The sequence below is a fragment of the Brevibacterium sp. W7.2 genome (assembly GCF_018137945.1).
GTDB classification, from domain to species: Bacteria; Actinomycetota; Actinomycetes; order Actinomycetales; family Brevibacteriaceae; genus Brevibacterium; species Brevibacterium sanguinis.
Genome location: NZ_CP073089.1, coordinates 904,949 through 920,161 on the forward strand (window position 1 = coordinate 904,949; position 15,213 = coordinate 920,161).

The 15,213-nt window shown below is 69.0% G+C and carries 10 protein-coding genes; 6 read left to right on the top strand and 4 right to left on the bottom strand.

Annotated elements, in window-relative coordinates:
• The first annotated feature begins 144 nt into the window (after positions 1–144).
• Genes J9315_RS03950 through J9315_RS03970 form a run of 5 tightly spaced genes read left to right on the top strand, consistent with a single transcriptional unit; the run spans position 145 to position 6,286 of the window.
• Positions 145–1,200, top strand: coding sequence for a TetR/AcrR family transcriptional regulator (locus tag J9315_RS03950; RefSeq protein ID WP_198501037.1), 1,056 nt, complete (start codon positions 145–147; stop codon positions 1,198–1,200).
• Positions 1,197–2,747 carry an ABC transporter substrate-binding protein gene (locus J9315_RS03955; protein WP_198499491.1) on the top strand — a complete coding sequence of 517 codons (1,551 nt, stop codon included), beginning with the start codon at positions 1,197–1,199 and terminating at the stop codon, positions 2,745–2,747. The genes J9315_RS03950 and J9315_RS03955 overlap by 4 nt, the downstream gene beginning before the upstream one ends.
• 1 nt (position 2,748) lies before the next feature.
• Positions 2,749–3,702: an ABC transporter permease gene (locus tag J9315_RS03960; protein WP_198499490.1), complete on the top strand. Its 954-nt coding sequence runs from the start codon at positions 2,749–2,751 to the stop codon at positions 3,700–3,702.
• Positions 3,699–4,607, top strand: a complete 909-nt coding sequence (locus J9315_RS03965; protein WP_198499489.1) for an ABC transporter permease — start codon at positions 3,699–3,701, stop codon at positions 4,605–4,607. The genes J9315_RS03960 and J9315_RS03965 overlap by 4 nt, the downstream gene beginning before the upstream one ends.
• Positions 4,607–6,286 carry an ABC transporter ATP-binding protein gene (locus tag J9315_RS03970; RefSeq protein WP_198501036.1) on the top strand — a complete coding sequence of 560 codons (1,680 nt, stop codon included), beginning with the start codon at positions 4,607–4,609 and terminating at the stop codon, positions 6,284–6,286. Before J9315_RS03965 ends, J9315_RS03970 begins: the two co-directional genes overlap by 1 nt.
• A gap of 17 nt (positions 6,287–6,303) precedes the next feature.
• Here J9315_RS03970 and J9315_RS03975 read toward each other — a convergent pair whose 3' ends face one another.
• Positions 6,304–7,965, bottom strand: coding sequence for a DEAD/DEAH box helicase (locus J9315_RS03975; RefSeq protein WP_232623923.1), 1,662 nt, complete (start codon positions 7,963–7,965; stop codon positions 6,304–6,306).
• Positions 7,966–8,199: 234 nt separating this feature from the next.
• Entirely contained in the window at positions 8,200–9,300 is a 1,101-nt protein-coding gene (locus J9315_RS03980) for an alpha/beta hydrolase fold domain-containing protein (RefSeq protein WP_198499487.1), read from the bottom strand.
• A gap of 211 nt (positions 9,301–9,511) precedes the next feature.
• Between J9315_RS03980 and J9315_RS03985 the strand changes: the two genes are divergently transcribed.
• Positions 9,512–10,201, top strand: a complete 690-nt coding sequence (locus J9315_RS03985) for a peptidyl-tRNA hydrolase (RefSeq protein WP_198499486.1) — start codon at positions 9,512–9,514, stop codon at positions 10,199–10,201.
• Positions 10,202–10,204: 3 nt separating this feature from the next.
• On the opposite strand, the gene J9315_RS03990 is transcribed toward J9315_RS03985, so the two are convergent.
• Together J9315_RS03990 and J9315_RS03995 are read right to left on the bottom strand one after the other, a co-directional pair.
• Positions 10,205–10,387, bottom strand: coding sequence for a hypothetical protein (locus J9315_RS03990; RefSeq protein ID WP_198499485.1), 183 nt, complete (start codon positions 10,385–10,387; stop codon positions 10,205–10,207).
• 175 nt (positions 10,388–10,562) lie between these two features.
• Complete coding sequence (locus J9315_RS03995) at positions 10,563–14,849, bottom strand: choice-of-anchor G family protein (RefSeq protein ID WP_198499484.1); 4,287 nt, start codon at positions 14,847–14,849, stop codon at positions 10,563–10,565.
• Positions 14,850–15,213: the final 364 nt, after the last annotated feature.

The following is a 15,213-nucleotide window of genomic DNA, read 5'->3' on the forward strand; positions in this document are numbered from 1 at the left end:
CTAGTGGACGACGGCCGAAGACCCTGCTCGAGCGCGAGTCCGGCCCGGTTCTCTCGGGAAAGTCACATTGCGGTCCGGTCACGAAAACTGCGCGAAACCAGAGTAACTCTTGCCATAATCGCAACAGGTGTGCACACTGGGATGGTGTTCGAGGGCAGAGAAGCAGATCACGGCGGTCGCGCCGGCCTCGGCACCCGTGTGCGCAATGCCATTCGGGACGCGGGAATCAACCACAGCGAGGTCGCCCGCAGCATCGGTCTCGAACCGAGCAAGCTCTCGAAGTCCCTCGCCGGCACCCGCAAGTTCCGCGTCGAGGAGATCACGCGCATCGCCCAGCTCACCGACGTCACCACGGACTGGCTCACGCTCGGGCGTGAGGAGGGCGCACCTCGGCGACAGACCGCACCGCTGGCTCCCACCCATTCGCTCACCGAGGCGGCCGGTGAGGGCGCGTCCGCACCGCCCGCCACCGGCGATGACCTCCCCCGTCCGGACGCGTCGACGACGTGGATGTCGAAGGGCACCCGCAATCGCCGCCGCATCGTCGCCGCCGCCTGGGAGCTCTACGCCGACCGCGGCATCGACGCCGTGCGCGTCCACGACATCGCCGCCGCCGCGGGCCTGTCGGCCTCGGCGATCAACTACCACTTCCGGACGAAGACCGCGCTGCTCGAGGCGGCCCTGCACTATTCGCTCGAGATCATCGCGACCGCCCGTGACCTCGTCGAACCCGAGGACCCCGCCGAGGTGCTCCTGCGGTTCTCCCGCGTCCATGCGGGAGTCGACCCCACCGTGCGCCGCGTGTGGTCGATCTGGATCCAGAGCTGGGCCCGCGCCGTCGTCGATGAGCGCTCCCGCCTCAACCTCGCCGCCGTCTACGCGAAATGGATGGACCTCATCCGCGGCGTCGTCGTCGCCGGTCAGCGCGTCGGCCAGGTCCGCGACGGCGACACCGACCTCATGGTCAAGAGCCTCAGCGTCTTCATCGACGGACTCGGCGTCGCTCGCAGCACCGCCCAGATGAGCCTGACCGACGACGACGCGCTGGCGATGATCGACACCTTCCTCCGCGCCCACATCCTCGTCCCCGGCGCAGAGCCCGCGCCGATGCGGGCAGCGACACGACCTCCGGACCCGGCCGCGCGGCCGCGGTCCGCGGAACATCTCCAGGACGAACCACTCCAGGAAGAAGGCCCATGAACACTCCGAACCGAAGACAAGCGCTGGGAGCGGGACTCTCTCTCACCGCGCTCGCCGGACTCAGCGCCTGCGGAGGCGGCGCGGCGGCCGGCGACATCTCCGCTGGCGATCCCGTCCGCGGCGGCACCCTGCGCGTCGGGGTCACCGGCGGCAACTCCGCCGACACCGTCGACGCGCACATCCCCGTCAACTCCGGCGACGTCGCCCGCACCGTCAACCTCTACAACTCCCTGCTCACCCGCACCGACGACTACAAGATCCAGCCGGAGCTCGCCGAATCCTTCGAGCCCAACGGCGACGCGACCGTGTGGACGGCAACGCTGCGGCAGGGGATCAAGTTCTCCGACGGGCGCGACATCACCCCCGACGACGTCGTCTTCACCTTCGAGCGGATAAACGACCCCGATGATCCGAAGACTGCGGCGGCGAGCTTCACGATGCTCGACGAGGTCGTCGCCACCGGCGATCGCACCGTCGAGTTCCGGCTCAGCGAACCCAACGGCCTCCTCGACGACTCCGTCTCCGAGTACACGACCGGCATCGTCCCCCGCGACTACGACCCGGCCGCACCCGTCGGCTCTGGGCCGTACAAGCTCGGATCGCACACCGCGGCCGTGTCGACCGTGCTCGAACGCAACGAGTACTACTGGCGCACGGACGGCAACTGGCTCGACGCCGTCCACCTGCTCAACTTCAACGACTCCGACGCTCTCATCAACGCCCTCCTCTCGAGCCAGGTCGACGCGATCGCGCAGATCCCGCTCGCCCTCGTCGAGGTCATCGGCGCCGACGAGCGGATGGCGATCCTCAACTCCGAGACCGGCATGTGGCTGCCGTTCACGATGCGCGTGGATCGTCCGCCCTTCGACGACGTCAGGGTGCGGCAGGCCTTCCGCCTCGTCGTCGACCGGGAGCAGATGATCGAGCAGGTCCTCTCCGGCTACGGCACGATCGGCAACGACATGTTCGGTCCCCTCAGCGAGAACTACCCCGATTTCCCACAGCGCACGCGCGATGTCGAGCAGGCCAGACAGCTCCTCGCCGAGGCGGGGCACCCCGACGGTCTCGACGTCGAGCTCGTCACCGCCCCGATCCAGTCCGGTGTCGTCGAAGCCGCGCAGGTCTTCGCCCAGCAGGCCGCCGACGCCGGCATCCGAGTGAGCATCCGCCGGGTCGATGCGACGACGTTCTTCGGGGAGAACTACCTGCAGTGGGACTTCGCGCAGGACTTCTGGTACACGCGTGACTTCCTCCCGCAGTGCGTGTCGTGTGTGATGCCGGAATCGCCGTTCAACGAAACCCACTGGGACGATCCGAACTTCACCTCGATCGTCGAGGAGGCGCGCTCCCTGCCGGATCCGGCCTCGCGGCGCAACCTCGAGCACGAGGCGCAGAAGATCCTCTACGACAACGGCGGCTACATCATCTGGGGCTTCGCCAACCAGGTCGACGCCTACCAGAAGTACGTCGGCGGCCTCGAACCGAATGCGACCGGCAGGCCCCTGGGCGGCTGGCGCTTCGACCGCGTGTGGATCGGGAAGGTGTGACATGTTCGCCAAGGTCATCATTCGCAGGCTGATCTTCTCCGCCTTCATCCTCCTCGCCGTCTCCCTCATCGTCTTCGGCGCCACCCTCCTCCTGCCCGGCGATGCGGCCCGCGCGATCCTCGGCCAGCAGGCCACCCCGGAGCGCATCGCGGCGCTCAACGAACAGCTCGGTCTCAACCTGCCGGCCTGGCAGCGCTACCTCGAATGGCTCGGCGGTCTCTTCGTCGGCGACTTCGGAACCTCGACGGCGACCGGCGGACCGGTCTCGGAGCTGCTGGGACCGCGGATCGGCAACTCCTTCGTCCTCATGGCGCTCGCCGCGATCATCTCCGTGCCCTTGGGCATCGGCCTCGGCGTCTACTCGGCGCTGCACCGCGGCACCCGCCGCGACCAGGCGCTGACCGGCATCAGCCTCGTGCTCGCCGCGATGCCCGAGTTCGTCATCGGCATCGGCCTCATCGCGATCTTCGCCACCTCGGTGTTCCAGATCCTGCCCGCCGTCACACTCGCCCCGCCGGGCCAGCCGGTGTGGCTGATTCCCGCGCAGCTCGTCCTGCCCACGGCCACCCTCGTCCTCGTCGTCACCCCCTACATCGTGCGGATGATGCGGGCGACGATGATCGAAGTCCTCGACTCCGGATTCGTCGAGATGGCCCGCCTCAAGGGCGTTCCCGAACGCCGGGTGATCTTCCGCCACGCGGTGCCCCATGCGCTCGGTCCGGTCGCCCAGGTCGTCGCGATCCAGCTCGCATGGCTGGCCGGCGGCGTGGTCGTCGTCGAGTTCCTCTTCCGGTACCCCGGCATCGGGCAGGCGCTCATCGACGCCGTCACCTACCGCGACGTCCAGGTCGTCCAGGCGATCTCGATGCTCGTCGCCGCCGTCTACGTCGTGGTCAATCTCGCCGCAGACATCGTCGGCATCCTCACCAACCCGAAACTGAGGAGCGCAGCATGAGCAGCAACCTCGACGACATGAAGTCCGACGCCATCGAAGCCGCGGAGGTGCCGAAGGAGTCGCAGACGACCTATGTGCCGTTCTTCCGCCGCGTCATCGCGCAGAAGCAGGGGCGCATCGGCCTCGTGCTCACGGCGTTCATCGTTCTCCTCGCCTTCTGCGGTCCCCTTCTCCTGCCGTGGGCGACGGGGTCGACGGCGACCGAGTTCGTCGCGAAGCCGTTCTCCCCGTACGGGCTCTTCGGCACCGACAACCTCGGCCGCAGCGTGCTCTCCCGGTTCCTCGCCGGTGGGCTCACGCTCATCATCTACTCGGTGCTCGCCACGGCGCTCGGCATGGTCCTCGGCGCGATCGTCGGCATGCTCGCCGCGTATGTGGGCGGGCGCTTCGACGCGATCCTCATGCGACTCAACGACGTCCTGCTGGCGATCCCGCAGCTCGTGTTCGCGCTGCTGGCGATCACCGTGCTCGGACCGCAGGGCTGGGTGCTCATCACCGTCATCGGCATCACGCACGCCCCGCGCATCGCCCGGGTGGCCCGGTCGGCCACTCTCAATGTCATCAACGAGGACTACATCCTCGCCGCGGAGATGTACGCGATGCCGCGGTCGAAGCTCCTCGTCCGTGAGCTCCTGCCCAACATCACCGGGCCGCTGAGCGTTGAGGCGGGGCTGCGCCTGACGTATTCGATCGGTGCGATCGCCTCACTGTCCTTCCTCGGACTCGGCCTGCAGCCGCCGGCCGCCGACTGGGGCCTGATGATCAACGAGAACCGCATCGCGCTGAGCATCCAGCCGTGGGGCGTGCTGCTGCCGGTCATCGCGATCGCGCTGCTGACCATCGGCACCAACCTGCTCGCGGACTCGTTCGCCCGGGCCACCGCATCGACGACAGTGGAGGAATGATGACCACGACCAATGACACCGCTGCCGGCGTCGACTCCGCGCCGAACGAGAGCATCGTCCTGCGCGTGAGCGACCTGCGCATCGACACCATGGCCGGTGACGAGATCCTCCACGGCGTCGACTTCGCCCTCAGCCGCGGAGAGATCCTCGGCCTGGTGGGGGAGTCCGGGTCGGGCAAGACGACCGCGGGGCTCGCCTGCATGGGCCACTTCCGCTCGGGTCTGAAGTACGGTTCGGGCTCGGTGAGTCTGTGGCCGCGCGGGGAGGACACCGCCGTCGAGGTCCTCGACCTCGGCGAGGAGGCCGTCCGCGCCCTGCGGGGGTCGCGGATCGCCTACATCCCCCAGGATCCCGCTCTCTCCCTCAACCCGGCGATGCGGGTGGGCGACCAGATCCGCGAGGTCCTCGAGATCCACGGCTTCGGGTCCTCCTCGGCGGAGCGGGAGGCGCGGATCACCGAGGTGCTCACCGACGTCGGTCTGCCCGGCGACCGGGCGTATCAGAGTCGGTGGCCGCACCAGCTCTCGGGCGGTCAGCAGCAGCGCATCGGCATCGCCATGGCGTTCGCGATGTACCCCGACGTCCTCATCCTCGACGAGCCGACGACCGGCCTCGACGTCTCCACGCAGGCCGTCGTCCTCGACACGATCCGGCAGATGACGGTGGCCAACAATGTCGCCGGTCTCTACATCACCCACGACCTCGCCGTCATCAAGGACATCTCCGATCGGGTGGCCGTCATGCTCCGCGGCGACCTCGTCGAAGAGGGACCGGTCGAGGAAGTGCTCTCACACCCGGCGCATGACTACACGAAGATGCTGCTCGCCGCGGTCCCCGACCTCGCCGGGGACAAGCAGATCGGCGACGAGCCGAGTGCGGCAGCCCCGGTCACGGCCGTCGACCGGGATGGGCGGGCCGCCTCGGCGAGCACCCCGCTCCTCGACGTCGCCGACGTCGCACTCGCCTACGGGAAGGCGCAGATCCTCGACGGCATCAATCTCACCCTCGAACCCGGGGAGTGCACGATGCTGCTGGGGGAGTCGGGGTCGGGCAAGACGACCCTGTCGCGGTGCGTGGCCGGGCTCAACGACGACTACTCGGGTGCGGTGCGTCTGCGCGGGGTCGAACTCGCGAAATCGACGCGGAAGCGGACGAACGAGCAGCGGATCGGGATCCAGTACGTCTTCCAGTCCCCGTTCTCCTCTCTCAATCCGAGGCGCTCGATCGGGCAGTCGCTCACGGTGCCCTTGGAGATGAGCGGGGACGGGACGGCGGCGAGCCGGAAGGCCGCTGTCGAGGAGGCACTCGATGCGGTGCGGCTGGGTCGCAGCTTCTACCACCGGCGCCCCGGAGACCTCTCCGGTGGTGAGCGGCAGCGGGCGGCGATCGCCCGAGCGCTTGTCAATGCGCCCGATGTGCTCGTCTGCGACGAGATCACCTCAGCCCTCGACGTCAGCGTGCAGGCCTCGATCATCGGCCTGCTGCGCTCCCTGCGCGCCGAACGGCAGCTGGCGATGCTCTTCGTCACGCACAACATCGCGCTCTCGCGGCACATCGCCGACAACCTCGCGGTGCTCAACAAGGGCAAGATCGTCGACTACGGGCCCGCGGGCTCCGTGCTCGAGAACCCGCAGCACGCGTACACCCGCTCCCTCATCGACGACGTGCCGACGTTCTGAGTGGCGGCCGGTGCGGGTCAGCTGCTCGTCGAGTAGACCTGCTGGGAACCTCCGGTCGCGGCGCGTGAGCGATTGCGACGGCGGGTCTCAGCGCTGGTCCCGCGAGTGCCCTGAGACTCCCCGCGCCGGGATGCGGCACTCCGCCGCTGGCCGGAGCCCGCCGAGGCACCGCGGCGGGACTGCTCCCCGCGGCGGGACTCCGTGCGACCCGAGGTCTCAGCACGGCCCGACGTCTCGCCGCGGCCCCGACCGCGGTTCCGGGAGCCCGAACCCCCGCGGTTCTTCGCGCCGCCGGCCGGCGCCTGTGCACGTGACTGGTTTCTGCCTGCCGACTCGGAGGACGCAGCGGCGCCCGACTGTCCGCTGCCACCGCTTCCCCCACGGCGTCCGCGGCGACGCCGGGACGAACGCTTCTTCGCCGGTGACGCCACCGTCTCGACCGGTTCCGTGCCGCGGACCCGTTCCGGGTTCGCTTCCTGCGGCTCGACGAAGGCAGCGACCTCACCGACGAGCTCGCCGACCTGGGGCGACTCGGCGGAGACCTTCTGCGGCTTGACGGAGATCTTCGCCTTGCGCAGCAGTGCGAGGGTGTCCTTGCGCTCCTCCGGGGTCATGATGGTGACCACGTCGCCGGTGCTGCCGGCCCGCGCGGTGCGACCGGAGCGGTGGAGGTAGGCCTTGTGCTCGGTGGGAGGGTCGACGTGGACGACGAGTTCGACGGCGTCGACGTGGACGCCGCGAGCCGCGACGTCGGTGGCCACGAGCACCTTGACCCCGCCGTCGGCGAAGGCCGCGAGGTTGCGCTCGCGGGCGGACTGCGAGAGGTTGCCGTGCATGTCGACGGCGGGAATGCCCTGCTTCGTGAGCAGCCGGGCGAGCCGCTTGGCCCGATGCTTCGTGCGGGTGAAGAGGATGCGCCGTCCGGCCCCGGAGGCCAGTCGGTGCACAAGGTCGCCCTTGTCCTCGGGGGTGACCTCGAACAGGTGGTGGGTCATGGCATCGACGTGCGAGCTCGGGTCGTCGACGGAGTGGAGCACCTGGTTGTGGAGGAACCGGCGCACGAGCTTGTCCACGTCGTTGTCGAGCGTTGCGGAGAAGAACATCCGCTGGCCCGTGGCCGGGGTCTTCGCGAGGAGGCGGGTGACGCCGGGCAGGAAGCCCATGTCGGCCATGTGGTCGGCCTCATCGAGGACGGTGACCTCGATGTCGTCGAGGGAGACGAGGTCCTGTTGGAGCAGGTCTTCGAGGCGCCCGGGGCACGCGACGACGATGTCGACGCCCGCGTTGAGTGCCGCTTCCTGCTTCTTCTGCTTGACCCCGCCGAAGATCGTCGTGGTCGTCAGGCCGGCGGCCTGGGCGAGGGGATCGAGCACGGCGGTGATCTGCGTGGCGAGCTCACGGGTGGGGGCGAGGACGAGCCCACGCGGAGCCCGGCCTCGGCCCGGTCGTGCCGGCTGGGTGTCCGCGAGGTTGGCGACCATCGGAATGGAGAAGGCCAGGGTCTTTCCCGAGCCGGTCTTCCCCCGGCCGAGCACGTCGCGGCCGGCGAGAGTGTCGGCCAGGGTGTCCTGCTGGATGGGGAAGGCCTCGGTCTTGCCGTCGGCGGCCAGACGGTCGACGAGGGCGGAGGGGACTCCGAGAGCGGAGAACGACTGGGCCGGAGCGGTTGTGGAAGTGATGGGGTGGCCTTTCGACGCGCAGGTGCGCGCTGCGAAACCACGCAGTGGTGGCGGCAATCGTGCAACCCGGCAGGGTGTCCGAACGCGGGACCGCGTTCTCGTTCGCCGAGAGGAACGGGTTTCGCCGAGCATGCGCCGCAGCTGGGGTGTGCGGGCGCAGAGTCGCGTGATCCTGACGACGCAGGGATTTCGCCGAGCGAAATCGCAAGATCTTCAAGGATACATCGTTCGCCGTCAGTTCTCCGCATCGAGTCGCGCCGCGGCGAACTCCGCGGCTGTCGTGAGCGCCGCGTTCGCCTCGTCGAGGACCCGCCCGAAGTGGAGGAACGAGTGGAGCACGTGGGGGTATTCGATGAATTCGACATCGGTGCCGGCGCGCTGGAGAAGGGCGGCCAGGGCGCGGCTGTCGTCGCGCAGCGGGTCGAGGCCCGCGGCGGCGATGAACGTCGGCGGCAGACCGCGGAGATCGGCGCCGAGGTGGTCGATGTACGGGCTCTCGGCGTCGGCCGGTGAGGTGTAGTGAACGTTCGCGATTCCGGCGAGCACCTCGGGCCCCATCCCGTCCCAGGCTCCGCCGTAGAGGCGACGACTCGCAGAGTCGCGGAGGCCGTGCGAGCCGTAGACGAGGAGGAGAGCCCGGAGCGCGGCGAAGGACGAGTCGGCGCCGACCCGCTCGGGTTCGTCGCGCAGCAGCAGTGCCGATCCGAGCGCGAGCATCGCCCCGGCCGAATCCCCGGCGACGGCGAGGCGAGTGCCGTCGATTCCCCAGTCCTGGCCATCGCGGGCGAGGTGGGCGATGACGGTGGCGCATTCGAGAAGGGCCTGCGGGAAGACCGCCTCGGGGGAGAGGGAGTAGTCGACGGCGATGACGGCGGCACCCGAGGTCGCGGCGACGACCCGCGCGATCCGGTCGTGGGTGTCGAGATCACCGAGGCAGAAGCCGCCACCATGGAGGAAGACGATTCCCGGCAGGACCGCCTCGGTGGTCGGACGGTGAATGCGGATGGGCACCTCGACGTCGCCGACCCGCAGGTGCGCGTCCTCGGTCCGCGCCATCGTCGGTCCGCCCTCGTTCCAATGCGTGCGCTCGGCGCGGTACTCGGCGCGTGCCGCAGCGAACTCCGTCGGCGCCCCGGCGTCACGGTCGGTGCCGGGAGTGCCGGACTGTCCACCGTCCTGTCCGGCCCGTGCGGCGATCACCCGGTCGGCGGCCGCACGGCATTCGGCGGCGCGGGCCTCCTGGATGTCGAGGACGTCGCGCATCTGCGCAGACAGGGCGTTGCGGATGTCGGTCGGCATCGACTCGGACCACTGCGGGGAACGGGAGGGCGTCATCGGATCCTTCTTCGGAGATCACGGCGCGCGGGACCACGAGCAGCTCTCGATCGGCGCGCACCACTCCAGCCTACCCGCGCAGGGCACCGATCCATTGAGGTGAGAAGAGGTGCACGGGAATAAGCGGCGATGCCCGACGTTGTCATTGTCGAAGCGGCAGATGCGGGAGTGTCCGCGACCACTGCGGCAGCCGAGACGACGGAGGAAGCGAATGACTGAGCAGATGCGGCGACACGAGGCCGACCATGACGTGCCGTGGTCCCTGCCCATCGTCGTCCGCAAGTCGAAGACGGCGCTCGCCCGCCATATCGACGTCCTCGAGGCGACGGCGCGCGCCGTCGTCACGTTCCTCGACGACCCGCGCACCCAGCCGGAGGGGGAGTGGTTCGACGCCGTCGAGTACTGGCGCGACGGGGCGATCCGCAAGGTGGTGCGGCGCGGTGACGGCAAGAAGCTCGAGGACGCGCGTGCCCTCGGCAGCGTCGGCGTGAGCTTCGGCGGCACGGAGGAGTTCGCCCCGGCCGAGGCCTACGTCTTCCCTCCCGGTCCGGTCTCACCGCTGCCGCGTGAGCTGTCGAAGCTGCAGGTGGGGGACACGGAGTTCCCCGCTGATGGGGAGACGTCGATTCCCGCCGCCGAGGCGGTCGTCACCATCGAACTCTCACCGCTGGTCACGCTGACGACGGGCAAGGCGGCAGCTCAGGTCGCCCACGGCGCTCAGCTCGCGTTCGAGCAGATGCCCGCCGAGGTGCGCGATCGTTGGCGCGACTCTGACTTCAGCCTGCGTGTGGTGACGCCGACGAAAGCCGAGTGGGCTGATGCAGACCGTCCGATCAGCGTCATCGACGCAGGATTCACCGAGGTCGACGGACCGACGGAGACCGTGCGCGCGCACTGGTGAGGTTCAGCTGCTCTCGGTCAGCTCGTCCTCTTCGCCCTCTTCGAGAGGCCGCGTCTTCGTCCCGTTGCCGAACTCATCGAGGATGATGCGACGCTTGACCATCTCTCCGGTCTCCTCGTCACGCACTTCGATGATGTCGCCGGCATGGGTCTGCGGCTGGTAGTGGTCCTCGTTGACTCCGCTCATGGCACTGCCTCCTCTGGTTACTCTGACCGTACCCCCGTGTGACGTGAGTCTCAAGGATCATCCGCCGAGGTGGTCGACCCGTGTGCCGGTTCGTCACCGATGCATCGGGGCAGAGGGGAAGGGGTGGGTCCGACGCGAGAGCGTCGGACCCACCCCTTGACCGTTCATGCGGTGATCAGTGCCGGCCGCGGAATATCCTGTCTCGGCGCGAGGCGAGGATGACGGCGGCACCGCCGAGGACGAGCAGAGCTGCGACGGTGATCATCGCCGCCAGGCCGTCGGCGCCCGTCCGCGGCAGGTCTCCGCCTCCGGAGGCCGTCGAGCTCGCGCTCGACGAACCACCGGTGCCGGCCGAGGCTTCTGCGCTGCTGGAGGACCCGCCGCCGGCTGAGCTGCTCGCACCGCCTGAGGTCGAGGATCCTCCGGCACTGGATGTTCCGTCGGCTCCTTCCGCTGCAGCGGATCCACCGGCGTTCGCGGATGCCGCTGCATCGGCGGTGCTGGTCGACGTCGCCTGTGCCGCATCGGCCGCAGCTCCGCTATCCGATTCGGATGAGCCCTTCGGGTCCCCGTCGGAGGCCGCTGCTGCCGAGGCTTCGGCGCCGGAGTCCGCGGTGGCTGTCGCCGAGGCGGCGGCTGCGGGATCGGCGTCGGCGGCTGCCGTGGCAGCGGCGTTGGCGTCGTCCGCCGTGTCGGCCTCTGCCGCTGCCTGTGAGGCGGCTTCGGACGACGCATCCGGGTCCGAGGTGGCGTCGGCCGAGGCTTCGGAGGAGGCATCCTCGGTGGCCGCCGACTCTGCGGCTGCTTCGGCGTTCTCGTTCGCCGCCGCCGAGGCGGTGGTGGTGGCGTCCTCGTCGGCTGCGGCTTCGGCTGCTGCCTGAGCGGCGGGGTTGCCGTCGTCGTCGGCACTCGCCGATGCCGACGCCGTGGCCGCGGCATTGACGTTGGCGGACGAGTCCGGATCCGATCCCGCGTCGGGGTCCGTTGACTGGTCAGCAGATCCTTCGGGGTCCGCAGACGCATCCGGATCAGTTGACGCGTCGGGGTCGGTCGATGCGTCGGCAGCGGCCGCGGTGTCAGGATCCGCCGAGGCGTCCGGATCAGTGGAGGCATCCGGGTCCGTGGACGCGTCGGGGTCCGTTGATTGGTCAGCAGATCCTTCCGGATCGGCTGACGCATCGGGGTCGGTCGACTGGTCGGCGGTGCCGTCCGGGTCGGTCGACGCATCGGCTGCTGCGGCGGCTTCGACACTGGCCTCGGAGGACGAGTCGGCCGTCGAGGCCGCTTGGGCCGCCGAAGAGGCGTCGGCGTTGGCCGCTGCTGACTGATCGGCGTTCGTGTCGTCGGTGTTGTCAGCGGTGGCGGCGGCCTGGGCGGCTTCGTTCGCGGCGGCGTTCGGGTCCGCCGAGGCATCGGCTGTGGTGTCCGAGGTGGCCTCTTCGGTGGCGGCGGATTCCGCGGCTGCTTCGGCGTTGGCGTCGGCTGCTGCCGAGGCGGTGGTGGTGGCGTCCTCGTCGGCGGCTGCCTGCGCGGCGACCTGAGCGGCGGGGTTGCCGTCGGCGTCAGCGTTGGCCGAAGCCGAGGCGGAAGCGGCGGCATTGACATTGACGGATGAGTCCGCGCCAGCAGACGCATCTGGATCGGTCGCTGCGTCGGCAGCTGCCGAGGCGTCGGGGTCGGTCGACTGGTCGGCGGTGCCGTCCGGGTCAGTCGATGCGTCGGCAGTGGCGGCGGCTTCGACACTGGCCTCGGAGGAGGAGTCGGCCGTCGAGGCCGCTTGGGCCGCCGAAGAGGCGTCGGCGTTGGCCGCTGCTGACTGATCGGCGTTCGTGTCGTCGGTGTTGTCAGCGGTGGCGGCGGCCTGGGCGGCTTCGTTCGCGGCGGCGTTCGGGTCCGCCGAGGCATCGGCTGTGGTGTCCGAGGTGGCCTCTTCGGTGGCGGCGGATTCCGCGGCTGCTTCGGCGTTGGCGTCGGCTGCTGCCGAGGCGGTGGTGGTGGCGTCCTCGTCGGCGGCTGCCTGTGCGGCGACCTGGGCGGCTGGGTTGCCGTCGGCGTCAGCGTTGGCCGAAGCCGAGGCGGAAGCGGCGGCATTGACGTTGGCGGACGAGTCCGCGCCAGCAGCCGCGTCGGGGTCGGCCGCAGCGTCAGGATCGGTGGAGGCGTCGGCAGCTGCCGAGGCGTCGGGGTCCGCCGAGGCGTCTGGATCGGTGGAGGCATCCGGGTCTGTCGACGAGTCCTGATCAGCCGCCGCGTCAGGGTCTGCAGAGGCGTCAGGGTCAGCCGCGGCATCGGGGTCAGCCGCCGCGTCCGGATCGGTCGCGGCATCTGGGTCGGCAGCCGCGTCCGGATCGGTCGATGCGTCGGCAGTGGCCGCAGTATCGGGATCGGTCGACTGGTCGGCGGTGCTATCGGGATCGGTCGACGCATCGGCTGCAGCGGCGGCTTCGGCGGAGGCCTCGGAGGACGAGTCGGCCGTCGAGGCCGCTTGGGCTGCGGCCGCCGGATCGGCGTCGGCCGCTGTGGATGCACCGGCGTTCGTGTCGTCAGTGCTGTCGGCCTGAGCAGCCGCCTGCGAAGCGGCCGTCGAGGACGCGCTCGCGTCCGTCGTCGAATCCGTCGATGCCTGGGACGAGGCATCCTCGGTCGCCGCGGATTCCGCGGCTGCCACGGCATCCGGATCCGCGGCTGCCGAGGCGGTCGTGGTCGCGTCGTCGTTGGCGGCCGCCTCCGATGCGGCCGCGGCGGCCGGGTTGCCGTCGTCGTCGGCACTCGCAGAGGCCGACGCCGAGGCGGCTGCATTCGTGTTCGCGTCGGGGTCGGCCTCATCCTGCGCACTCGTCCTCACCGAGGACGAGGCGAGATTGACGTCGACGGCATCGACGCCGGGCAGAACCTCGAGGCTCACGGCGCTGACGGTGAACATGTCCGTCGGTGCGGCGGCCGCGGCGAACGCCCGAGTCGCGTCCTGCCGCTGCGGCACGGGAGTCTCGACCTGCTCGTTGATCGTGACGCCGATGACCTGGTTGAGCGCCTCGAAGACGGGATCGAGGGAAGTGAGCAGCGGATCGACGATCCCCTGCACCGAGTTCGACACCTCGTCGGCGGTCGCGGTGATGATGTTCCCGATGATCGGCTCGGTGATCCCGAGGACGGCGTCGATGACCGGCGTCGTGATGACGTTGAGGATCGCTCCGGCGTCGATCGTCGTACCGAGCACGGAGATCCGCAGATCGGTGGTGACAGTCGGACGCGTGGCATCCGTGCCCGCCAGCTGACCGAGTGTCGCATCGACGGTCACCGCACCGGTGATCGTCTGCCCGAGCAGCGAGATGGTGGCCGGCAGCTTGATGATGAGATGGACGTTGTCGAGAGCCTCGGTGAGGGTGTCATTGACGCGTCCGGTGAGTGCGCCGAGCGCATCGGCCACGGCATCGGTGATCGTCGTGATCGTCGCCGAGGTGAGCACCTCGGTGTTCGGTGCCAGACCATTGAGATCCTCGCCGTTGCCACCTTCGACGATCTTCGCGAGATCGACCACGATGTCTCCGCTGCCGATGTCGATCGAGACGATGCCCGACCTGTCCTCGAGCTTCTCCCGGATGACGTTCTCGACGACGCTGTTGAGGGCGTCGCGGGTCTCGACACTGACCTTCGTGTCCGCTCCGCCGACACTGACCCGGCCGAGCAGCACATTCGCATCGATCCCGATCGTCGCGAGTTCGGACGCGAGTCCTTCGTCGCCGATGGCGTCATCGAGCACCTGCCCGGTCCCGTCGACCGCGACCTCGAGGGAGTCGGAGAGCCGACTGACCGCAGGACTCGAGATCGTGAGCTTCCCGTCGGCGACGACGTAATCGGAGGTCACCGAATCCGCATCCGCCTCGGCCCGGGAGGCCAGTGCCCCGAGCTCGAGACTGAGTTCGTCGACGACCTCGTCGGTGACGTCGCTGAGGCCGAGCTGTTCGAGCAGCGGTGTGAGGCTGACCGTGGCGTTGCCGTAGGCGCCGGGATTGTCGGGATCGACGTTGATCGCTCCGTCCTGTCCCACAGCGCCGGCACTCGCGACGGCGCTGTCGAAGGACGGTGCGTGACCGAAGGCGTTGAGCGCCCCGACCTCGCCGAGGTGGAGGAGACCATTTCCGTCCTCACCGCTGATGAGCGGGAGGGAGACGTTGGGCAGCTGAATGCTCAGGGCCTGGAGGGCCGCCACGTCGAGGGGAGTGTGGTCGGCCTCGGGGCTCGACGGATAGGTGCTGCGCGCCGAGGAGACGTCGAGGAGATCCGCAGTGATGAGGTCCGTGTCGATGACCTGCCCGTGTGCCTCGGCGAGTTCATCGGGATCGATCGGCACCGCCGTGCCCGGGGACGTGATGAGAACGGTCAGCCCCACGGCTGTCGCCGCGGCGACGGCGCCGATCGAGGCACGGTATCGGGAACGCACCCGGTTGCGGAATGTCTTCATAGCCCCCACTTCGGCAGTGATCATCTCTGATGCTGATGCTGAACAGACCCTGAGTGCTCGAAGGCAATCGGCTGGCAGTTCATCACCGAGATTACGGAAACACTAAACCGTCATCATCACGTCATAAATAACGTTATGACTCCGTTATAAATACTTTCCAGTAGATATTGCAGGCGCTCTACGGCTGTGATCCGATGATTGATCGAGCGCTCATTGCAGAATGGTTTACTCCGTAAAGAAGCTGCCTTGCGCCGGAGGAGAACCCGATCAGCTCATCGTTGTCCCTGGTCAAAGAGTCATATAGGCGCAGGGATGGATGCCGGCTGCGCAGCGGAGGTATACGAATCGTCGATTTCACATACTC